This window comes from Streptosporangium sp. NPDC004631, assembly GCF_053601935.1.
This window is the reverse complement of sequence record NZ_JBSGCR010000051.1, coordinates 1-19,483: the sequence shown is the minus strand read 5'-3', so window position 1 is coordinate 19,483 and position 19,483 is coordinate 1. Positions and strand designations below refer to the sequence as shown.

Genomic DNA, 19,483 nt, shown 5'->3' with positions numbered 1-19,483 from the left:
TGCAGGAGCGCCCCCTCGATCACGGGGTAGGACTGCCAACGTCCAGCCGGACCTGAACCCGCTCAATGGCCGCCTCGATCCGCGCCACCAGGCCCTCGACGTCGACCGCCTCGTCCCGCTGGGCGAGCGCCTTCACCAGCTCGCCGATGGCGGCGTTCTGCGCGTCGAGCTTGGCGTCAAGCTTCCGCAGCCACACGCCGTGGTTGACGAGCAGACTCTTGGCCTGCCACTCGGGGTTTTCCTTGCTGCCGTACGGGACGGGGATCTCCTCCGCCCAGACGTCCTTCGCGCTCACGTCGTCCTCCTTGCTTGGTGATCCGCTGAAAACCCCGTCTCGCACCAGCCGGTAGAGCCGGTCGCCGGGGCACGAGGTCGAGTAGAAATCCCGGTGGCCCTTCACCGCCGGGCCGACGCCCTTACTCATCAGCCACGCCCGCAGCTGCCGGACCGCGTCGACCTGCTCCGGCGTCGGATCCTCACCGGGGCCGGACATGAGCGTGCACGAGTACCAGCTGCTGTTGCCGCCGGGCTGAGCCGCCTGAACCCGATCCAGGCCGCGACCCTCGAACACGAAGCCGTGCGGGCAGCAGCCGAAGCTGTAGCCGATGTCTGCCCACCCGCGAGCAGGACCGGTGTGGAACGAGCGGGTGCGCCGCCAGTAGGCCAGGCACATGCTGTGCGCACGACCGGCCAGGCCCTGATCCGACCCGTCGTAGTGAATGACCAAGCCCTGCGTCAGGGTGGCCGACGACGCGGGGCACGGGCCCCAGCCGAGAGCAGCACGGTTCACGAACCTCATGAAGACCTCCTAGGAGACGCCGAGGAGCGGCACGTACGTCGTCGGCGTGCCGTAGCCGGTCGGGTCGAAACTCGCGGGCATGGCGACGACGCCCCCCGTGTAGAACGCCCGCCGTCGGGCGACGCTTACGCCGACGTCGAACCAGGGTGAGTTCGCGTCGTTTGCGGCGCTCGGGTAGGGCACGGTCACGCCGGACATCCCGCCCACGATCGCCAGGACGTACACCCACCGGCCCGCCCCCTGGGCCGCGATGGGGCCGCCGGTCAGGGCTCCGCCCCGCCATCCTGCGGCCGTCCACAGGGTGGAGTCGTCCGGGGTGAGCGCGACCTGGGCGCCGTTGTCGTCGTACAGGCCGAGCCGGTTGGGTGTGCCGCTGGCCGAGTAGGTGCCGCCCGCCCGGACCGCCGCCCACAGGTTGGTGATGGCGACCCCCGCGGGGATCCAGACGCAGGCCCCGGTCGCCGTGTTGTTGGACGGCGACGAGCCCAACATGAAACTTTCGGGCGTCCCGGACATGGCCAGCAGCCCGTACCCGGCCGGCGGGTAGATGCCTGTCCCTCTGAGGGGCGCGTAGATCGCGTCCGCCTCGGCCGGGGTGAGGTAGCCCGGGTGCGGGTCGGCCGCCCCCGTGTGCGCGCTCACGGCGGCCGACGCTGTACCCGCCGGGTCGTAGGTACCCGCGTGCGTGTGGTCCGCGGTGGCCCCGCCGATCGCGGCAGGCGTTGGCAGCGGCGGAGTGCCGTGGGTGTGGTCTTCTCGGGCGTAGGCGGTGGCCGCCCCGGCTGCGGCGGCCTGCCCGTAGGAGGTCTCCGCGACGACCGTGCCCGCCGGGGTACCGCCTCCGCCCCCACCGCCGTGGGAGGCCACGTACGCCTCACTGGCCGCCGGGGACGCATCCGGTAGGACGATCGGCCCGCTCACCGTGCCGCCGGTCAGCGGCAGATAGCCAGCGAGCTGCTCGGGAGCGGACCCGGGCAGGGACACCCGCAGGTCGCCGACCCATACTGCGGTGGGTGAGGTCGGCACGCTGATGTAGTACGACGCCGAGACGCCCTGCTGGACCCGCTCGCTCACCTGATACAAGGTGGCTCCGCGGGGCGAGGTGATATCCGCAGACGGAGTGAGGGAGACGCTCCACGACCCGTCCGCCGCGACCGGCACGCTGACGACCCCGAGGATCTCGGTCGCCCCCGCGAACCCCGCCGTCGCGCGTCCGGCCTGGTCGACCAGCGTGACGGTCACGCTGGCGCCGCGCGGATGCGTACCCGCCGCGGTGGTGATGGTGCCGGTGACGGTCGTCACGACTCCTCCCGGAGTGTCTGCTCGACCCGGCTCACGGCCAGTTCCACACGGTCGACGGCATCGCGGGCGCTCAGGCCGCCGTTGGGTTTGAGCTGTGCCTCGATTGCCTCCAGCCGTTCCATGACACCGGGCCGCCCGGGAACGCCCGGCCGCCCGGGTTCGCCCTGCCAGTCGTCGAGCGCATTGTGGACGCGCCTGATCAGGGCGAGGATCCCCAGCGCCACGCAGACATCGAGGGCCAGGATGCCGGTCACGCGGGGATCTTCTTGGGTGTGCGCGGTGCCGGGCTCTCCTCCGGCACCGGGACGTCGACCACCAGCACCGGTCGCGCGTCCGGGTAGCCGGTGGGGACGAACCCAGCGCCATCCACCCACCAGGCGTGGCGGGTGCGGCGGCCCAGGTCCAGGTCCGCCACCTCCCACGCGGTCAGCCCCTGCTCGGCCAGCCACGCCTCGGCCGCCGCGATGGCGTCGGTCCGGCGACTCTTGGCCTCGGTGACCTTGCCTGCCCGGTCTGGCCGGGACAGGGTGGCCTGGTCGATGACGAGCCCGTGGCCCGGTAGATGCTTCATGACGCCTCGTACACTCCCGTCAGGACGAGCTGGTCTCCGTTGGCCCATGCGAACGGGCTGGTCCCGCTGACACCGGAGGTGCCGTCGGCCGCGGCGATGCGGAAGACGCCGGCCCCGGCGGTGAGGTAGGCGCCCAGCGTGTAGCGGGATGATCCGGAGCTGTTGGAGGCGAACCCGCTGAGCGTCTGCACGGCCGCCGGCGCGAGTCCGGACGGCAGGCTGATGGACCACAGGCCGGAGCCGAGGGTGGTGGTCGAGCCGATCACCAGCCGGATACGGATGGCGATGGTCTTGCCGATCGCCCGGTACCCGGCATCGAGGCTGCCGTTGCCCAGGGCGGGGTTGGTGGTGGCGCCGGTCCAGGTCGGGGTGTAGGACGTCCAGGAGCCATACAGCTCCACCCACCGCGCGTAAATCTCGGCATCCCAGAACGCCTTGTTGATCAGCTGGCCCGCGCTGGGGCTGACAGGTGCTACCACGTGCTCCTCCTACAGGGCCAGGCGGGTGGTGACGTCCAGCTCGCCGAACCCGGTGGTGCCGAGCTGCCAGACCCGGTTGACCTCGGCCGGTGAGGTGTTGAACGAGATCATGTGCAGGGTCAGCGAGATCGTCTCGTCGTAGCCCTCGATGTGCAGATCGGCCGTGCTCTGTGGGGACGGCGCGGGCAGCCCGGTCAGGCTGATCACGTCCGACAGGTCCAGCCCGAGGAGCGTGGTGTACGACGGCCGGGTGCTGGCCGCCACCGTCACCTGTGTGATGCGCGGCGCCGGGTCGGCCCCCTTGTAGACCGCCCACTGCGCGGCGGCCAGGGCGTCGTCGTCGCTCGCCCACGGCTGCGAAGAGCCGCCGTCGTAGGTGCCGTAGGCGGCGATGCTCGCGGAGTTGGTGACGCGCTGGTCGGCACCGTCGGAGCGGTTGTTGGTGCAGTCGTTGAGCAACGGCTGGTCGTCGTCGGACCAGGTGAGGTCGTCCCAGATGTCGGAGGCGCCGAGGGTGAGGGTGGCGGCCTTGTTGTAGCGCCAGGAGCGGCACTCCAGCACCATCCCGGCCACACCACGGGAGGCGTACACCAGGCCGGCCTCGACGGCGGCGACGTCACGCAGGGCCTGGATCGGCGCCTTGCCCCCGGCGGCCTGGGCGTCCATCAGCGTCGTCGAGTCGCCCAGGAGCGTGGGGGTGATGGCCAGCAGACCGGCCAGGCGGTAGAACCGATCGATCGTGGTTTCCGTCAGCACGGTGCCGGCGGACCAGGCATACGACCAGTCCGGCATGGTCGCGGTCCGCTTGAACCACACGTGGCTGATCACCCCGCTGAAGAGGTTCGCAAAGCCGCTGACGGAGTCCCGGAACCCTCCGGCGGAAAGTCGGTCGTACACATCGGTCCGCACGTATGCCCCGTAGCTCAGCCCAGTGCCCGGGGTGACGCCGTCGATGCTGACGAAGATGCCGCCATCGGATTTGATGTGCACCGCGACGAGGTGATTCTTCCCGTCCGCCAGGGTGGAAGCGATGATCGACCCGAAGTCGCCGACGAGGTAGTCGTCCCCGTTGAGGGCCGAGACCCGGAGTGTCCCGTCCGTGTCCACCCCTACCGCGACGGTCGCGCCGCTGAGGCCGCCGGACCGGTTGGAGACGCATACGACGTCCCGGCCGGCGACGGCGGTGGACAGCCAGCAGGCGATGACGCAGGACCCGCCCGCCGGGGAGGCTAGGTTGGCTCTCAGCCCTTTGCCCTGGGTGGAGGAGAACGGGGTGAACTGCGGCGCGGGCAGGTCGTCGGGGGCGGGGCCGTCGGCCGCCCCGAAGTCCACCACTCCGCCCGCACCCGCGACCTGGTAGACCCGCAGGCTGGATTCGCCTTTGCCGGAGGTGTCGCCCGCGCTGGTGGAGCCGGACTGCTCGCCGAGGGTGTAGTAGGCGTCCGGCTGGAGGTAGAGCATCTCCTCCTCCAGCAGCGAGCGCATCGGCGCCAGACTCCCGAGGCGCTTCATACCATCGGTCGCGGTGATGCTGCTCAGCGCGAGACCGGGACCGTCGGCCCACGTGACCGGCCACTCATTGACCCGGCCCAGGAACCGCGGGCTGATGACGGCGTCGGTGCTGCTGTAGGTGGTGGCCACCGAGCCGCGCTCGACCTGCACGGCATCCACCCATACCTGCTGACCCGATGTCGGCGAGGTCGCCGGGGTGACCTGCACGACGTGGAAGGTGTCGGTGGCGGTGAAGGTGTAGGTGATCCGGGTGAAGGTGTTGGTGACCGCGCTGGCCGTACCGATCGAGATGCCCGAGACGCCGAGCCGTACAGCTGGAGATCCGCCGGAGGGTACGTAGACGTAGGCCGAGGCGGTGTAGACCTCGCCGACCTCGCAGCCGTACACCACGGCCTGGGCGGCGGGGCCGGTGCCGCCGGTCCCCCAGGTGACGAGCAGGCTCGCCGCCCCGGACTGGGCGCGGGTCGTCGAGCGGGCCAGTCCCGGCGCGACCGTGCCGGCCGCGCTCCACCCCGCGGTATCGGTCTCGAAGCTGCCGTTGGCGGCCATGTTCTTGGTCCAGGCGACCAGCCGAATCCGGATCGGTCGGGCCTTGCGCACGTTCGGGTAGTACGCCCCGCTCGCCAGGCCCGGCGTGAACCGGCCGTCGGGGTTGTGGAAGGTGAGCGCCATCGTCCCCGGCTGGATTTCGCCCTGCTCGTCGCCTCGGCCGCGGGTGATGCGGATCCCAGACTCGTCGCGGACGTAGCGGGTCACGTCCGTCCAGATGCCCGAGTTGGGCCAGTCGACTTCGACGATCGGGGCGTGCGGCACCGGCGCCTCCTCAGATGTTCAGGGCCACGCGGCCGTTGGTCCGCACCAGACGGCGCAGCGCCGTCTCCACGGTGCGGGCGGTGCCGATCGGGTCGATGGCGCCGGAGACATTGACGTTGATGACCGTCGTGCCGCCCATCCCGAAGTCGCTCGCGACCTGCCGCACCAGCCCGGCCGCGCGGGTCCGCATCGCCGGGTCATACGGGATATACGCCTCCGGCGCGCGGCCCTCACCGAACAGGACGGTCGGCTTCGTCGCGATCCCTGGGCCGGGCCGCAACCCGCCCGAGGCGTACCGCATGATGCCGCCCGCCTCGAACAAGTGCCCGACCTGGTTGGCCTCAGCGATGTCCTCCTCGGACAGGCCGGTGTAGCGCATCAGCGACGGCACCCCCTTGGCGCCGTGCTTGAGCGCGTCCTTGATCTTCAGGATGTTCGGAAGCTGCTCCAGCTTGGCCTGCTGCTTGGAGGCGGTGACCACCTGGGCGTTGAGCTTCCGCAGCTTGGCCTTGCTGAGTTTCACCGCGCCGGCCGCCATCTTCTCGGCATCCGGGCCGCCCGCCGCCAGGAGCTGCTGGGCCAGCTCGCCGAAGCCCATGTCCGCCAGCTTGGTGATGTTGCGGATGAACCCCGCGGTGTTCTTGATGCCCAGCGTCAGACCGGCCGTCAGCCGTTGCACCGGGGTGAGCTTGGCCTTCTTATACCGGGCCTCGGTGAGCCTGAGCTTGTCGGTCACCGCCGCCAGGTCTCTCCGCTCCTTGCGGACGCGGGCCTCGTCGTCGGCGATCGTCCGTGCCGACCTGCGATGACGCCGGTCATCGGCGAGTTTGCGTTCGGCCCGGCGCAATTGGTCGACGGCGTCCTTGCGCGCCTTGACGTCCCGGGCAACGTTGCCCTTGGTGGCCGTCTTGCCGACGGCGCGGTCGACCCACTCGCTCAGCGGCACCGTGACCGAGCCACCGGCGGCATATCCGATCGCGCCGCCGGAGGCGTAACCGACCAGCCCACCCTGGGCGAAACGCCCGGCGTTGATGGCCTCCAGTAACTCCCGGTGTTGGGCCGTCGAGCGCGCGTTGATGACGTACTCGCCGTTGGACAGCAGTGCCGGGATGCTGTCGCTGGTTCCGGTACCGGGGCCGCTGATGTAGCCACCACCCGCTCGGGCGGTGCGCGGCGCGGCGTTGGGCTGCTGGCCGATCTGCTTGAAAAATGTCGTGATCGTCAGCGTCTTGCCGTGGAGGCCGTCCAGCCGCGACTTGGTCGCCGCCAACGCGGAGTTGGCCTGAGCCGTCTCAGCCTTCAGCTTGATGCTCTTGTCACGTAGCTGCTTGACCGATCCGCCGAACTTGTCGGCCATGTGCTTGGCTTGAGCGGCTTGGCCCTTGCTGATGCTGAAGGAGGAGGCCAGCGCGCTGACCTGTGCCCTGGCCTGCTTGCTGTTGCCCGCGAGTTTGTACAGGGCAGGCAGCTGCTGGAGGAAGGCGGTGCGGGCGGTGTCGCTGGACTGCTTCAGGGTGCCGTTCGCGGTCGAGGTCTTAACAACGCTGTGCAGCAGTCCGGCGAACTCGTCGCGCGCTTCCAGCGCGGCCTTCCCGGTCAGGCCGAGGGCATCCTTATTAGCGCCCAGAGCCGCCCTGGACTTACCGATCGCGGTGGCGGCCGAGGCGAAAGCGCGCTCCAGGTCGGTCTGCGACTCGAACAGCGAGATCGACGGATCAAATGTCGACTGTAAGGCCGCCTTCAAATCAGCCAGGGCGTCAGTGGTTTCCTCCGCAGCGGCACCGATTTTGCCCGTCGCACCAGCCGTCTCGTTCGCTGGGCCGACGGCGGTCTTCAGAGCCTCGCCGTAGGCGGGGAACAGGGTCGCGAACTGGCTGACGTCAGCGCCCGCGTCCTTGGCCTGCTGTTGCAGGTAGGCGAACGCCTGCTTGGCCTGCTGCGCGTTACCGGACTGCACCATCTGGGCCAGCGTGGCGTCGACCTGCTTGAACTTGCCGGTGAAATCGGTGACGGTGCTCGTGAACCCAGGAAGCACCGAGGTGACCGACGACAGCGGATGCTCCCAGTAGGTTTCCCAGAAGCTGGGATTGAGGACCTCCCGGGTTGCCTGGCCGAAGCGCCGCGCGGCGTCCTCACCTTCGTAGAAGGCGCCGCCCCACTGGTCGCCGAGGTCACCCATGAACTTGCCGGTCTGGGCCAGCCGGGTCAGTGACCGGGACAGGTCATCGGCTCCGGCCGAGTTGCCGCGCAGCCACTCCGTGGCCGCCCCCGCGCCCTCGCTGGCGATGAACGCTCCGGCGGCGATGGCGACGCCCTTGCCGACGCCGAGCAGCTTGCCCTTGGTGGTGTCGGCCGTCCACCCCAGGGTGGCCAGCGCGGCCTTGGTCTCGACCACCTTGGGGATGAGCAACAGCAGGCCGCCGCCCGCCAGGGTAGCCGCGCCAGCGATGCCGCCCACCGCGGTCAGCCCGGCCTGCACCGGCCCTGGCAGGCCGTTGAAGGCGTCGACGGCGCCGTCGACAGTCTGGACCAGGCCGCGTAGCACGTCGGTCGCCCCAGACCCGCCGCTGATGAGCGCCGTCTCCAGGCTGCCCTTGAGCTTCTCCAGGTCGCCGGCCAAGTTGTCCATCAGTTTCCCGGCCTGGCGGGAAGCGGCGCCCTGGTCGTTCACGGTGTTGATGTAGCTGCGGATACCCTGCTCGCCGTTGGCATACAAAACGGTGGCGGCCCGGATCGCATCCGACCCGAAGATCGTGGCCAAGGCGCTTTGCCGCTGCTGCGGAGTCAGCTCACCCAGCGCGGTGCGGAGCTGCCCGGCGACCTGCGCGATGCCGACAAACTGGCCGCTGGCGTCATAAGCGTTGATGCCCAGGTCCTGCATGAGCGCGGCGGCGATGTTCGTGGGCGCGGACAGCCGTTGCAACATCGTTTTCAGGCTGGTCCCGGCGTCGCTGCCGTTCAGGCCCGCTTTGGAGAAGGAGGTCAGCGTACCGACCGTGTCTTCCAAGCTCAGCCCGGTCTGGGCGGCGACCAGGCCCGCCTGCTCCATGCTCTCGGCCATGGACTCGACGCTCGCCGAGCTCGCGGTCGCCCCGGCGGTGAGCACGTCGGCGATGTGCCCGACGTCCCGGCCGCTCTTGCCGAAGATCGTCATCGCCGTGCCGGAGACCTTCGCGGCGGTGGCCAGGTCGAGCTGCCCAGCCGCCGCCAGATCGAGGGAGCCCTTCAGAGCGCCGCTGAGAATGTCGCTGGTGGAGATGCCGACCTTGGCCAGCTCGGTCTCGGCCTGGGCCGCTTCGGTCGCGCTGAACGCCGTGTCGGCGCCGGCCTTCAGCGCCGCCGACCTGAGCGCGTCCAGGCTCTTGCCCGAGGCATTCGAGGCAGCAGCCACCCCGGACATCGCTTTGTCGAAGTCGGCGGCGGCCTTGACCGCGACGCCGAATCCGGCCAGCAGCCCGGCGCCGATCCCGATGGCCATGCCGCCGACTTCGGTCATCGCCGCATGGCGGGCGTCCTCGATCTTCTTCAGCTCACGCTCGAAGACCTTCGCCGACGCCTCGGCCGACTTCATTCCGCGGTTGAACCCGCTGGGGTCGGCGTCGATGTTGACCCTCAGGTCACGACGGTTGGCCACGCATCGCCTCCCTCGGCCTCAGCTCGACGTACACGCCGCGCCCCTCGGTGCCGTCCATGGATGCCTTCTTGGACTCGACGACCTCACAGCCCCGGCAGCGCGTCTCCCGGGCGACGTAGGCGTGCCGGTGACCGCCGACGCGCTCGTCCCACTCGGCCGCCCGGGTCCGGCAGTGCGGGCAGGTCTGCCGGGCGCGGACGTGCTGCCAGACGGCCTTGTCGCGGTCGTCGGCACTCCAGCCGAGGAACTCGCTGTGCCGCACCCGGTAGAGCGCGCACACCTCCAGCTCCAGTTCTAGCTGGGGGTCGGCATCCAGCCTTTTGGGATCCCCGGGTCCAGCACCCTGATGTTCACAGCGAGTGCCAGGTTGTACGCCTCCACCTGCTCACCGTGCGAGAGCCGGGAGTCTAGGAAAATGGCCCACTCCTCGCGGTCCAGGTCGCCTTGCACTCCGGCCAGCAGCAACGCCCGCCCGAATCCCGGCCCCCAGGCGGCCTTCTCTTCCTTGGGGGGGTGCTCGGCGAGCAGGGCCTCGTACTCCGGCGGGTCCAGGGCGACCACTATGACCGGCTCGTAGCAGGCCGCCACCGTGACGCGCGCCCGCTCGACGCGCTCTGTGGCAGCGACCAGCTCCGGCGTGCCCTCCTCTGCGGTGACCTGCACGATCCGCAGGGCATCCTCAGCCTCCTCCAGGGCCTCCCTGGCCTTGGCGACAACGTCGAGCGGGTCAATACGCACCCACCAGACATCGCTCGGCAAGGCCCGCTGCTGGAGACGCTCGCGCAGTCTGCTCATGCCGGGATCGTCACGTTCTCCGCCGGAGCGGACGTGATGGCGTAGGAGAAGTTGATCCGGGCAGGCTCGTCGCCCACCGACCTGGGCTTGCCCACGCTCGACACGGTGACCGGGAACACGTCCCCCTTACGGCCCGGCACGTCGCCGCCGTCCATCCACATGACGTACGCGCTGGTGTCCCGAGGCATCAACGCACGAGCGTCGATGCTGTCCTTACTCGCATACATCGACAGCGAGGAGTCATCCGCCGTAATGCGGCCCGCGACCTTGCCGGTGAACCGGCTGCCCATGTCCGGGGCGTCAGACTGGTTGGAGGTGACCACCCAGCCCGAGTTGTCGGCCACATCCCCCGACAAGTCGGTGCCCGCGTTGATCTCACTGCGAGTCGGCGCGTTCTTATTCGCCACCGCCGGGAGCCAAAGAACTTTGGTCGTCTCGGGGTTGATGTACCTGGTTGCCGCAGCAATGGGCGTAGCAGCCATCACTCACCATCCTTCTTGGTCGAGCGCCTCTTCGGTGTCTGGTCCTGCTCGGCCGGAGGCTCCGCCTGCCCGCCTGGGCCGTTCAATGCCAGGTCTCGTGCCCTCTCAGCCGCAGTCACCTCGGGGTCGTCCTGCGACCCCCTGACGACCCAGCCGGACGCCGCGTGGAACGGCACCGCTGACTCCGGGGGGTCGATCACCGTGCCGGGCAGGCTGGGGTGCACCATCTGCGTCATCCCGACACCTGCCCGCGGATCACGGCCACGGTGACGCTCGTGACACCCGAGTAGGTGATGGCCGCCCGGCCGGTCGCCGGATCCCGGTAGACGTCCCGCACCGGAATCACGCTGTGCCCCGTGGTGATCGGCACGACGAACGTCCTGCCGCTGACGGTCTGGTCGCCGTCGTACTTGCCCGGGTAGGCCAGCGTCACCGTCACCGGCGAGCCGCCCCCGTTCTTGACATGCAGCTCCACCCCGGCGCCGGTCTCGCAGGTATCTCCGCCGCCCGCCGCGGCGACGAACTTGTCGTCGATCCGCAGTCCCGTGTTCGGGACCACATTGGTCGTCAGTGCGGCCACGGCCGCCCTCCTCTCATCTCCATCCGGTACGGCGCAGCACCCGCTCCACCGCCTGGTCGATCTCCCGCACCACCTGCTCCCGCGTGGCTCTGGCCGCGGGGAACAGGAACGGTCGCGCCGCCTGGGGCACCCAGCGATCTCGGTTGCCGAACACGGGGTGTCTGAAGTCACCGCCACGAGTGGTGAGACCCTCGTAGGGCCGCGCGTGCGGGGCTCTGGTGGCGCTGACGATGACCGACGCACCCGCGGCCGGGCCGGTGAATCGGACGCTGACCCGCATCGCGCCGGGGATCCGGGACGACCACGAGGCCCGGGATCGTGCCTCGGCCAGCACCTCGCGGGCGGCCCGCTGAACCGCCGGCCGCAGCTCGGCCCGTAGCTCAGACGGCACCCGGCGCAGGTCGGCGATCAGCCGCTGGATCTCGCTCACGGTTCACCTCACCGGGCGAAGGCGTCGATGCGAACCCTGAACAGCGCCGTACACTCCGCCCCGGCGCTGGTCTGGGACGCCGCCAGCGACATCACCGCCAGCCGCGCCGACAGCACCAGCCCGCCCAGCGTCGGATCCCGCTGCAGCTCACCCCGGACCGCCTCAACGAGCTCGAACGCGCGCTCCCGCACGGCTCGCGCGTCGGTCTCGCCTCGCTGCGCGCTCGCCAGGCAGGAGATGTCGTATCGCTCCCGGTCCGGCGAGGTGGCGAGCTGGCCACGGTCCTCGGTCGCCTCAATCGACGGCTCGCCCGGCAGGCCGGTGAAGGCGACACAGATGATGTCCGGCTCCGGCGCCAGAGGCTGACCCTCCACCAGCTGCACGCCGGGCAGCGCCACCGCCCACGACTCCAGCAGCGCGTCCAGGACTGCGGGGATCGTTGAGGCCATCAGGCGATCCCGGCCGTCTGGTCGCCCAGCAGCTCCAGCGCCCGGCGAGGCAGCGCGAACCCCATGCCGGGACTCCAGCCCTCACCACCACCGCCGGTGAACCGCTGATCCCGCGGCCCGCCCCGCTGGGTCTCCCACAGGTGCTGCACCACGATCAGCGCGGCCAGCCGAACATGCGCCGGGACCGCCGCCAGGCCCGCGGTGTAGGCGACGGTGATCCGGCCCGCCTCCCATTCCCAGCGGTAGGCGCCGGCCATCCGGGTGAGCACCGCGGCGTCGGCGTCCAGCTCGTAGCCGGGCGGCGCAACGGTGGTGCCGCCCGGCAGCGTCACCGAGGTCACCGACAGCACCGGCCGATGCGACAGCGCGATCATCGGCCGGGCGCCGTCATGGCGCTCGGTGTAGGAGGCGGGCAGCACCGAGCCGGCGATCCGCTCGATCGGCGTGGTGACCGCCTCGACCATCCCCATGATCTCCTCGTCGTCGGAGACGCCGGTGATGTTCAGATGGGCCTTGGCCTCGGCCAGGGTGACCAGCGTGGCCATCAGGACGTGGTCTTCTTAGCCCTGCTCGCCGGGGTGGCCTTGTCGGCCGTGTCGCCCTCGGCGGTCTGCTGCCCGGCTGATCCGGTACGGCCCACCGGCGCCGCTGCCGGGTCGGCGTCCTGGGCGCCCTCGTAGCCGTAGTGCTTGAGCTGCTCGTCGACCTGCCGGACCCGGTCCTCATCGCCGCGGGTCACGTAGTTCGCCCGCTCCCGCTTCAGGGCAGCGATCATGTTCTCGTCGCGCATTGCCATTCCCTTCGTCTCATTCGGGCACGATCAGCAGCACGACCCGGTAGGTCACGCTCGGGGTGGTACCGGCGACCGTGGAGGTAGCCCGCACGTAGTTCTTGGTGATGGCCGCGGCGGCGACCGCGTTCCCGGCGGCGGTCAGCTGCGCGGTGGCGCTGCCGGGCACCGCCGACCACGACACCCCGTCGGAGGACTCCTCCAGTGAGCAGTTCAGCGTCGGCGTCCCCGACGACGCCGAGCAGTGCACGGTCATCACCACATCGGAGGCCATCCCGGCGGCGGACACCGGGCCGGAGGTGTAGGTGCCGGCGCCGCGCGCCGCCAGCGGCAGCGCGACGTCGCCGAGCACAGGTCGCAGACCCATCGAGCCTCCTCAGAACGCCGGGGTCACCAGGCCCGTGCCGCCGACCTTCTGCATGCCGTTGGCGTAGCGGCCGAAGGTGTAGGCGAAGTAGGAGTAGGCGACCAGCAGCACGCCCAGGTTCGCGGCGGCGGGCTGCTCGGCGCGGATGAACAGCGGCGCGTTCGGGTCCTCCCACAGGTGGCACTCCGAGTTCGGGACGACGTACAGCTCGTCCTCGTTGGTGCCCGCCCCGTAGTTGGTGGCGATGTTGTTGTCCACGATGACCTCCAGGCCGCAGGGCAGCACCCCGCGCGGGCCGGAGGCGTAGGAGCTGCCGGAGTTGGCCGTGCCGGCCGCCTGGACCGGGATCCCCGACCAGTTGATCAGCGGCCACACCGCCGACATCTGGCTGGACAGCCAGTACCAGCGCCGCGAGTGCATCACGGCGTGCGTCGGGCGGCCCATGGCCAGCAGCGCCGCCTCCACCCCGGCCGCCGCCCCCAGGATCTTCGGGTACAGCTCGGCGCCGGTCGGGGTGCCGTCGGTGTAGGCGACGGCCTGGGCGACGTTGGTCAGGCCGGTGGTGGCCTGGTTGAGCAGCGTGGAGTCCAGCACGGTGGCGACTCGGTTGAACAGGTCCTGCATCGTGACGTCCTCGATGCCGGTGCCGCGGTCGATCGCCTGCCGGGAGACGGTCTGCTGCCCGGCCGCGGTCTGCACGGTGACCGTCAGCAGCGTGTCGTCCATGTTCGTCTCACTGACCGCGGAGTTCTCCGACGCCTGCAGTGCCGCCGAGCTCGCGGTGGTGATGCGGGAGATGTTCACGCTCATGCCCTGCTCGGGCAGCGGGTGCTTGTTGCACACGTCGGCGAAAGGCCGCAGGGCGGCGGTGGCCGGCGCGTACAGCTCGGTCAGGTACTGCGGCACCGTCAGCCCGGCGAACGCGCCGGTGCCGACCGCGCGGGACAGGTACTCGGCCCGCTCGACGCGCTCTTCGGCCATGTGCCGGGCCAGGCGGCTGGACGCCTCGACGTCCTGAAACAGGAACTGGCGGGAGATGTCCATCAGGAACTGCTTGCCGTACCGGTCGCTGTCCTTGCGGTAGGTGCGCTCCTCGGCGCCGACCCGGGCCACCCGGTCATAGGCCGGGAGCCGGGTCTCGGTCGGCTTGCTCTGGCGCTGCTGCTCCAGGCGCTCCATCTCCTCGGCCTTGATCTTGTTGGCGTTGGCGAGCTTGCCCTCGATGCCCTCGATGTCGGTCCTGGCCTGGTCGCGGGCGGCGAACAGTTCGGCGACCCGCTCGTCCTCCTCCGCGGTGAGGTTGGAGCGGCCGTCCTGCTGCGCCTTGGCCAAGATCAGCTCCACCTCCTTGCCGCACTTGGTACGGCGCTTCCTCGCTGCTTCCAGCTCGACCTCGATCGAGGCGATCAGGTCGTCGATGGTGCCAGCCATGGGGGCTGTCCTTTCCGGTAGATCCGATGACGGGATGTGCGGCCCCAGCGGCTGGGCGTCTGCCAGACGTTCGGGTCTCTCGCCTCCGGGCGATCTGCCGGACGGCGCGGAACAAGGGGCGGGCCCCGGGCGATCTGCCGGGGCACGCGGATTACTCTTCGTCGGCCTCGACCAGCAGCCGGGTGCGCAGCATCGCGATGGAGCGGCCCTGCACGGCCGGCGACGGTGTTCCCGAAGGCGGGGCCGCCGCCAGGTCAGAGCGTCGGCCCAGCAGCGTGTACGCCTCCCGGGCGACCAGGGGCGACAGCCGGGGAATCGACGCCAGGAAATCGCCGCCGCGTGCGGAGACCGAGGTGTGCGGGTTCGCGCCGTAGGTGACCGGCCCGACGTCGCCGCGCTCCAGGTCGAAGGCGTCGATGCGGTACTCGGCGTAGTCCGGCGACCAATGCCCCGAGGTGATGCGGAACATGAACGACTGCTCGCGCACGTCGCCGTCCTCGATCGCCTGGACGACCAACTGGACATCGGCGCGCTTCGGGTTCAGCCACGCCCGATCCCCCAGACCGGTCTCATCGGCCCACAGCTCCAGGCGGCCGTTGCGGGTGCCGGCCATCGGCGTGCCCGCGTGGTTGAACCGCCACACCACCTCGGGGTTGGCCTCCAAAGTCTTGTCCGCGGCCCCGACGCTGACGATCTCGGTGTACGGCCCGTACCAGTCGTACATCTCATACGGCCGCTCGAACGCGCTCGCGTACCCCTCGACCAGGTACCACTCCTGGCCGTCACGCTCGACCTTCTTCGCGCGCAGCTGCGAGGCGAACCGCAGCTCAGGCGACTCGGGCCGGTCGCGGGGCAGCGCCATCGATGTGCTTCGGGCCGCGGCGGCACGGTCGGCCGCCGCAGCGGCGCGCAGACGAGACAGGTCGGTCATGACAATGCTCCAGGGATCGCGGTGGACGCCGCCGCGGGCGGCTTGTTGGGACTGCCGAACAGCCGGTCGAACTCCGCCAGCTGGTCCGGCGTCAGCGGCGGCCGGTCCTCCAGCTCGCGCGCCTCGTTGGGCGTCAGCGTGCGCGCGTCGATCTGCGTCTTGAGCGCCATCGCCCGGCCCTGCGGATCCATCCGCAGCAGCGCATCGGTGTTGAGTTTCACGTACCGAGGCTTGGGGGTGAGCCGGTTGAGCGCGTTCTCCCGACGCACCACGGCCGGACCGAGATGCATGATCAGGAACTGCAGGTTGCGCTGGGTGACGCTGGCATACGTGATCGACCCGGTGGACACCGCCGCGTCGATCAGGTCACCGGGGCAGTCGAAGAACCGGGCGATGTCGCCGACGCCGAACCTCTTGGCCTCGATCCAGTCGGCGCCCGCCGCCTCGGCCTGGATCATCGAGTACTCCCAGTCGGAGCCGGTGACGAACAGATCCCGGGAGGCCACCGATGCCTTGAAGCGCGTCTTGGCGGTGGCCGCCTCCGCCGGGTTGATCGTCTTGGCCGTGTTCTTCAGGTGCCCGGACGGGATGGCGCCGCCGCCGAACCAGTCCAGGGCGAACTCCTGCACGCTCAGGTACTCGCCGATCGACCAGGCCGCATAAGCGATCGGCGACAGGCCCACATGCATGCCGGCCACGGTGTACTGCCGCTCGTGCCACACCTGCGCGGGGTCGTACTTGGTGCCGGCGATGCGGTACTTCGACAGCATGCCCTTGCGGATGATCACGCTCACCTCGGCCAGCGGCACCAGGTCGATGCGCGCCGGCAGGCCGAAGCCGTCTTTCGCGGTGATCAGCCCGAAGACGTTGCCCGCCCGGTCCAGGTCGAACTGGCTGCTGTACAGCCACTCCTGCATATCGACCCGCTCGCCGCCGGGTGTAACCAGGACCGGCGGCTTGGTCACCTCGATCTGCACGCCGTCCACCCGCCGGTACAGATCCACCGGCATCGTGCTGAGCAGGTTGGCGCGCAGCCGCAGGCACGCCCACACCGCCGAATGCCGCAGCGCCGTCTCATTCGTCACCGACACCGACCCGGCCCGCGACACCGGCCGCGGCGGGATCAGCTCAGCGGCGCTCTGCCCCGGCTGCGCGCGGCGGGAGAACAGACTCACCGCACACCGGCCCGGTCCGCCGGCCGCGCCGCGCGAGCCGCCCACCAGGACCCGGCCAGCACCACGGCGCCCGCCACCCCCAGAGCGCCCCAGCCGAGCAGCGGCAGCAGCGCCGCGGCGGCCCCGGCCGCGACCAGCAGCAGGCCCAGCACATCCAGCAGGGTCGTCACCAGCTCCCGCACGCCGCCCCCATCAGTAGACCGAGTCCGATACGTCGTAGTCCGCCGCCACCAGATGGGCGCGGGTCTCCCACGCCCACCGGGCCAGCGTCACCGCCACCAGCGGCGAGATGTCCACGGTGGAGATGCGCCGCCCCCACGCCCAGGCGTCCCCCAGCGGCCTTGTTTTGGCGCCGACGATGGCCGTGGTCATCAGGTCCTGGCCGATGTGGCGCAGCGTGGCCTGCCGTACCGCGTCGGCCAGCTGCCCACACCCCGCGGCGACCTCCGCCGCGGTGGGAACCGCCAGCTGCCCGTACGCCGGGTGCTCGGGATCCTCCGGCCGGACGATGCCCGCCTTCTCCAGGTCGACCAGCAGGGACCCGGCCGGGCCCTTGACGTCCAGGCCGATCGCCACCGGGTTGTGCCGCCTGCGCAGCTCCACCAGCCGGTCCACCAGCCAGTCGGTGCCCGGCCGGTGCTCGATCACCTCGGCGTGGCCCAGGCCGTCACCGCGCAGCCCGTAGACGGCGATACAGGCCGCGTCCCGCGACGGGGTGATGTCGAGGGCGAACGCCACATCGCCCTGGCGACGCGAGGCGGCATCGGCCAGCTTCTCCCACGCCGCGATGTCCAGCTCGCCCGGACCGGCCGACGCCTTGGGCCTCCACGCCCCGAGACGCTCGGCGGCGAACTCCTCGCCCAGGCCACTCGGCCGGGCCTCATCCTCGACGGTCTCTTCGCTGATCCGCAGGCCCAACGCCGGATTGCACTCGTACCAGAGGTCTCGATCGGTGGCCGCGCGCCGCCGGTCCTCCACCTTCGTGGGGTCGAGGTCGGCGCCCCAGTCGAAGTGGGCCATGCGCGCGGCCCCGGCCTCGCCGTCCTCGCGCAGCCCGTAGGCCCAGGCGTCCGCCTCCGACGGCGGGGTGCCGAAGAACCACTCCTGCGGGTTGGGCCTGGCCGACAGGGTCGGCAGCATGGCGGCCCGCTGCAGGGCGGTGAGCTCCTGGGCCTCGTCGAGGATGTTCTTGTCGCCGGAGAAACCCCGGCCGCTCGTACGGCTGCGCGCCACGAACCGCAGCCGCGCCCCGCCCGCCGCCCGGGTCAGTTCGATGCCCTGCTCGCCGTTGGCCTGCCAGTAGCGTTGCACCCGCCGGTCCAGGTCCGGCGTCGACTCACACAGGCCCTTGATTCGCAGGTACGCCTCTTGGGCGGTCTTGTACTCATGCGCCGAGTGCAGGATCAGCTTCTCACCGAGCAGAAAAAGCCAGCCCAGCTCCAACGCCTCGATGATGCCGCCCTTGCCGTTCTGCCTGGGCACCCAGCAGGAGACCTTCGTCGCCGCCCATCCGCCGTCGGCCTGCTCGCCCAGGCCGTGGGTCAGGACGTAGCACTGCCACGGGTCCAGGATCAGCCCGGCGGACGCGGCCAGGTCGATCACCTCCGGCGCGGCCGACGACACGTAGGCGGGCCACTTACCGACCCGCGGCGTCTGCGCGCCGATCCGCACGTCGTGCAGCGAGCTCGTCAACCTTGCTCACCTCCTTCCCGCCGGGCAGGGCGTCCAGGTCGGCGAGTACCGCGCGCAGTTCCTTGGCGATGACCGCAGCATCACGGCCGGTCGCGCCGGTCAGCTCGCGGGCGAGCTTGTCGCGGATCGCCTCCAGCGACGCGCGCCGATCGCCCTCGGAGACCACGGTGGACACACGGCGGACCATGATCACCCCCAGGGTTCGATGCGGGGAGAGAAAAGGGAGAGGGGCGCGGGTCTCCCAAATCCCGAATCTAAAAAGTTGTGACCTGCACAAACGCGAAAATGTCTGGTTCAGGGGGTCACCAAGGTTCGGAGGTCTGCACCCCTTGCCGCCGCACCTTCGTCGTCATCCGGTTGCCGCGGCTGCTGTTGCACGCCCGGTGAGCGGGCCGCAGAAGGGATGCGTCCCGAGGAGCACCACCGAGGCTGATCGGGTCGACGTGGTCAGCGGTCCAGCTCATGCGGTGAGTGCGAGGCAGCGACAAGTCGATGACCTGCCCGCACAGCCAGCACACGTCACCGCCTGGACTGTCGCGCAGGCGGCGGGTGAGGCGGCGCCATGGCCGGCCGGTGCGCCCCTTGCTGCGTGCCACCAGCCCCGCCCTGCCCCTACTGCGCCCTGATCCAGGTGAGCGCCCGCCCGACCGCCGCATCGACCGCGACCTGAGTGGTGGTGGCCCCGGCGGCCAGCACGTACTCCTGACCGGGATGCGTCGCGGGATCGGCCATCTGATGGAGACGGGCGTTGTGCTCAATGATCTGCCGTTTGGCGGCGACCTCGGCCAGCACGCGGGCCGGGTCGTGGCGGACGATGTGGTCGGCGACGCGGACCGGAGCACGGGGGCTGCAGTACGTCTCGGCCACGACCACGGCCCGCGGGTTGGTGATCCGCTGTGGGTATCCGTTCGGTGCGATCCAGGACCACGGGCCGCGGGGGGCGGCAATCGCGACCAGGACGTCCTCATCGAGGCGGGCGCCCAGGAACGCGATCAGATCCTCCACACTTCATCGCCTCCCTGAGTGGTGCGGGTGCCGTGGCCGGTCGCGCTCACCACGGTCACGGCACCCGGTCGAGGGCGGCCCGGCCTCCGGCGTCCCTCAACACGGGGAGGCCGGGCCGCAGGGGCTCACGCACCCGGTGGGGGTGGGTGCGGAGCGGGCGCACCCCCGCCAGGTAGGTGCGCAGTCTGTGAGAACAGAGGGGGACAATCGCGCGAGGTCAGCGTCGCTTGATCTTCTTCACTGCCA

At 70.5% G+C, this 19,483-nt stretch carries 24 protein-coding genes; all 24 read right to left on the bottom strand.

Annotation, left to right across the window (positions count from 1 at the left end; all coding sequences use genetic code 11):
• Positions 1–19 precede the first annotated feature (19 nt).
• Positions 20–799, bottom strand: coding sequence for a peptidoglycan recognition protein family protein (locus ACWEF2_RS30505; RefSeq protein ID WP_453819735.1), 780 nt, complete (start codon positions 797–799; stop codon positions 20–22).
• Positions 800–808: 9 nt separating this feature from the next.
• Positions 809–2,101, bottom strand: coding sequence for a hypothetical protein (locus tag ACWEF2_RS30500; RefSeq protein WP_453819734.1), 1,293 nt, complete (start codon positions 2,099–2,101; stop codon positions 809–811).
• Positions 2,098–2,355 carry a hypothetical protein gene (locus ACWEF2_RS30495; RefSeq protein WP_453819733.1) on the bottom strand — a complete coding sequence of 86 codons (258 nt, stop codon included), beginning with the start codon at positions 2,353–2,355 and terminating at the stop codon, positions 2,098–2,100. Before ACWEF2_RS30495 ends, ACWEF2_RS30500 begins: the two co-directional genes overlap by 4 nt.
• Complete coding sequence (locus ACWEF2_RS30490) at positions 2,352–2,672, bottom strand: hypothetical protein (protein ID WP_453819732.1); 321 nt, start codon at positions 2,670–2,672, stop codon at positions 2,352–2,354. Before ACWEF2_RS30490 ends, ACWEF2_RS30495 begins: the two co-directional genes overlap by 4 nt.
• The gene (locus ACWEF2_RS30485; protein ID WP_453819731.1) at positions 2,669–3,151 is read right to left on the bottom strand and encodes a hypothetical protein; all 483 of its coding nucleotides are present in this window, start codon (positions 3,149–3,151) and stop codon (positions 2,669–2,671) included. Before ACWEF2_RS30485 ends, ACWEF2_RS30490 begins: the two co-directional genes overlap by 4 nt.
• 9 nt (positions 3,152–3,160) lie before the next feature.
• Positions 3,161–5,476, bottom strand: coding sequence for a carbohydrate binding domain-containing protein (locus ACWEF2_RS30480; protein WP_453819730.1), 2,316 nt, complete (start codon positions 5,474–5,476; stop codon positions 3,161–3,163).
• 10 nt (positions 5,477–5,486) lie between these two features.
• On the bottom strand, positions 5,487–9,110 hold the full coding sequence (locus ACWEF2_RS30475) for a phage tail tape measure protein (protein ID WP_453819729.1): 3,624 nt from the start codon (positions 9,108–9,110) through the stop codon (positions 5,487–5,489).
• Positions 9,094–9,390, bottom strand: a complete 297-nt coding sequence (locus ACWEF2_RS30470) for a hypothetical protein (RefSeq protein ID WP_453819728.1) — start codon at positions 9,388–9,390, stop codon at positions 9,094–9,096. Before ACWEF2_RS30470 ends, ACWEF2_RS30475 begins: the two co-directional genes overlap by 17 nt.
• 14 nt (positions 9,391–9,404) lie before the next feature.
• Positions 9,405–9,848 carry a hypothetical protein gene (locus tag ACWEF2_RS30465; protein WP_453819727.1) on the bottom strand — a complete coding sequence of 148 codons (444 nt, stop codon included), beginning with the start codon at positions 9,846–9,848 and terminating at the stop codon, positions 9,405–9,407.
• 53 nt (positions 9,849–9,901) lie between these two features.
• Positions 9,902–10,387 carry a phage tail tube protein gene (locus tag ACWEF2_RS30460; RefSeq protein ID WP_453819726.1) on the bottom strand — a complete coding sequence of 162 codons (486 nt, stop codon included), beginning with the start codon at positions 10,385–10,387 and terminating at the stop codon, positions 9,902–9,904.
• Positions 10,387–10,623, bottom strand: a complete 237-nt coding sequence (locus ACWEF2_RS30455) for a hypothetical protein (RefSeq protein WP_453819725.1) — start codon at positions 10,621–10,623, stop codon at positions 10,387–10,389. The genes ACWEF2_RS30460 and ACWEF2_RS30455 overlap by 1 nt, the downstream gene beginning before the upstream one ends.
• Positions 10,620–10,967, bottom strand: coding sequence for a hypothetical protein (locus ACWEF2_RS30450; protein ID WP_453819724.1), 348 nt, complete (start codon positions 10,965–10,967; stop codon positions 10,620–10,622). Before ACWEF2_RS30450 ends, ACWEF2_RS30455 begins: the two co-directional genes overlap by 4 nt.
• A gap of 13 nt (positions 10,968–10,980) precedes the next feature.
• The gene (locus ACWEF2_RS30445; RefSeq protein WP_453819723.1) at positions 10,981–11,397 is read right to left on the bottom strand and encodes an HK97 gp10 family phage protein; all 417 of its coding nucleotides are present in this window, start codon (positions 11,395–11,397) and stop codon (positions 10,981–10,983) included.
• 8 nt (positions 11,398–11,405) lie between these two features.
• Positions 11,406–11,846 (bottom strand): hypothetical protein, encoded by a 441-nt coding sequence (locus ACWEF2_RS30440; RefSeq protein WP_453819722.1) that lies wholly within the window; start codon positions 11,844–11,846, stop codon positions 11,406–11,408.
• Positions 11,846–12,391, bottom strand: coding sequence for a hypothetical protein (locus tag ACWEF2_RS30435; RefSeq protein WP_453819721.1), 546 nt, complete (start codon positions 12,389–12,391; stop codon positions 11,846–11,848). The genes ACWEF2_RS30440 and ACWEF2_RS30435 overlap by 1 nt, the downstream gene beginning before the upstream one ends.
• Positions 12,391–12,636: a hypothetical protein gene (locus tag ACWEF2_RS30430; RefSeq protein WP_453819720.1), complete on the bottom strand. Its 246-nt coding sequence runs from the start codon at positions 12,634–12,636 to the stop codon at positions 12,391–12,393. The genes ACWEF2_RS30435 and ACWEF2_RS30430 overlap by 1 nt, the downstream gene beginning before the upstream one ends.
• A 16-nt stretch (positions 12,637–12,652) precedes the next feature.
• A complete protein-coding gene (locus ACWEF2_RS30425) occupies positions 12,653–13,003 on the bottom strand; it encodes a hypothetical protein (protein ID WP_453819719.1) in 351 nt (116 codons plus the stop codon).
• A 9-nt stretch (positions 13,004–13,012) separates the two neighbouring features.
• Positions 13,013–14,434 carry a hypothetical protein gene (locus ACWEF2_RS30420; protein ID WP_453819718.1) on the bottom strand — a complete coding sequence of 474 codons (1,422 nt, stop codon included), beginning with the start codon at positions 14,432–14,434 and terminating at the stop codon, positions 13,013–13,015.
• A gap of 151 nt (positions 14,435–14,585) precedes the next feature.
• Positions 14,586–15,365: an HK97 family phage prohead protease gene (locus tag ACWEF2_RS30415; RefSeq protein WP_453819717.1), complete on the bottom strand. Its 780-nt coding sequence runs from the start codon at positions 15,363–15,365 to the stop codon at positions 14,586–14,588.
• Entirely contained in the window at positions 15,362–16,450 is a 1,089-nt protein-coding gene (locus tag ACWEF2_RS30410) for a phage portal protein (protein WP_453819716.1), read from the bottom strand. The genes ACWEF2_RS30415 and ACWEF2_RS30410 overlap by 4 nt, the downstream gene beginning before the upstream one ends.
• A gap of 86 nt (positions 16,451–16,536) precedes the next feature.
• Positions 16,537–16,722, bottom strand: coding sequence for a hypothetical protein (locus ACWEF2_RS30405; protein WP_453819715.1), 186 nt, complete (start codon positions 16,720–16,722; stop codon positions 16,537–16,539).
• Positions 16,723–16,732: 10 nt separating this feature from the next.
• The gene (locus tag ACWEF2_RS30400; protein WP_453819714.1) at positions 16,733–18,232 is read right to left on the bottom strand and encodes a hypothetical protein; all 1,500 of its coding nucleotides are present in this window, start codon (positions 18,230–18,232) and stop codon (positions 16,733–16,735) included.
• Positions 18,177–18,419: a hypothetical protein gene (locus ACWEF2_RS30395; protein WP_453819713.1), complete on the bottom strand. Its 243-nt coding sequence runs from the start codon at positions 18,417–18,419 to the stop codon at positions 18,177–18,179. Before ACWEF2_RS30395 ends, ACWEF2_RS30400 begins: the two co-directional genes overlap by 56 nt.
• A gap of 425 nt (positions 18,420–18,844) precedes the next feature.
• The gene (locus ACWEF2_RS30390; protein ID WP_453819712.1) at positions 18,845–19,237 is read right to left on the bottom strand and encodes a DUF6221 family protein; all 393 of its coding nucleotides are present in this window, start codon (positions 19,235–19,237) and stop codon (positions 18,845–18,847) included.
• Positions 19,238–19,483 lie beyond the last annotated feature (246 nt).

Excerpts from the sequence above, each read along its gene's own strand:
- ACWEF2_RS30505 (WP_453819735.1), bottom strand. The coding sequence starts at position 799 with ATGAGGTTCGTGAACCGTGCTGCTCTCGGCTGGGGCCCGTGCCCCGCG.
- ACWEF2_RS30490 (WP_453819732.1), bottom strand. The coding sequence starts at position 2,672 with ATGAAGCATCTACCGGGCCACGGGCTCGTCATCGACCAGGCCACCCTG.
- ACWEF2_RS30460 (WP_453819726.1), bottom strand. The coding sequence starts at position 10,387 with ATGGCTGCTACGCCCATTGCTGCGGCAACCAGGTACATCAACCCCGAG.
- ACWEF2_RS30455 (WP_453819725.1), bottom strand. The coding sequence starts at position 10,623 with ATGACGCAGATGGTGCACCCCAGCCTGCCCGGCACGGTGATCGACCCC.
- ACWEF2_RS30440 (WP_453819722.1), bottom strand. The coding sequence starts at position 11,846 with ATGGCCTCAACGATCCCCGCAGTCCTGGACGCGCTGCTGGAGTCGTGG.
- ACWEF2_RS30435 (WP_453819721.1), bottom strand. The coding sequence starts at position 12,391 with ATGGCCACGCTGGTCACCCTGGCCGAGGCCAAGGCCCATCTGAACATC.
- ACWEF2_RS30430 (WP_453819720.1), bottom strand. The coding sequence starts at position 12,636 with ATGCGCGACGAGAACATGATCGCTGCCCTGAAGCGGGAGCGGGCGAAC.
- ACWEF2_RS30425 (WP_453819719.1), bottom strand. The coding sequence starts at position 13,003 with ATGGGTCTGCGACCTGTGCTCGGCGACGTCGCGCTGCCGCTGGCGGCG.
- ACWEF2_RS30420 (WP_453819718.1), bottom strand. The coding sequence starts at position 14,434 with ATGGCTGGCACCATCGACGACCTGATCGCCTCGATCGAGGTCGAGCTG.
- ACWEF2_RS30415 (WP_453819717.1), bottom strand. The coding sequence starts at position 15,365 with ATGACCGACCTGTCTCGTCTGCGCGCCGCTGCGGCGGCCGACCGTGCC.
- ACWEF2_RS30395 (WP_453819713.1), bottom strand. The coding sequence starts at position 18,419 with ATGGTCCGCCGTGTGTCCACCGTGGTCTCCGAGGGCGATCGGCGCGCG.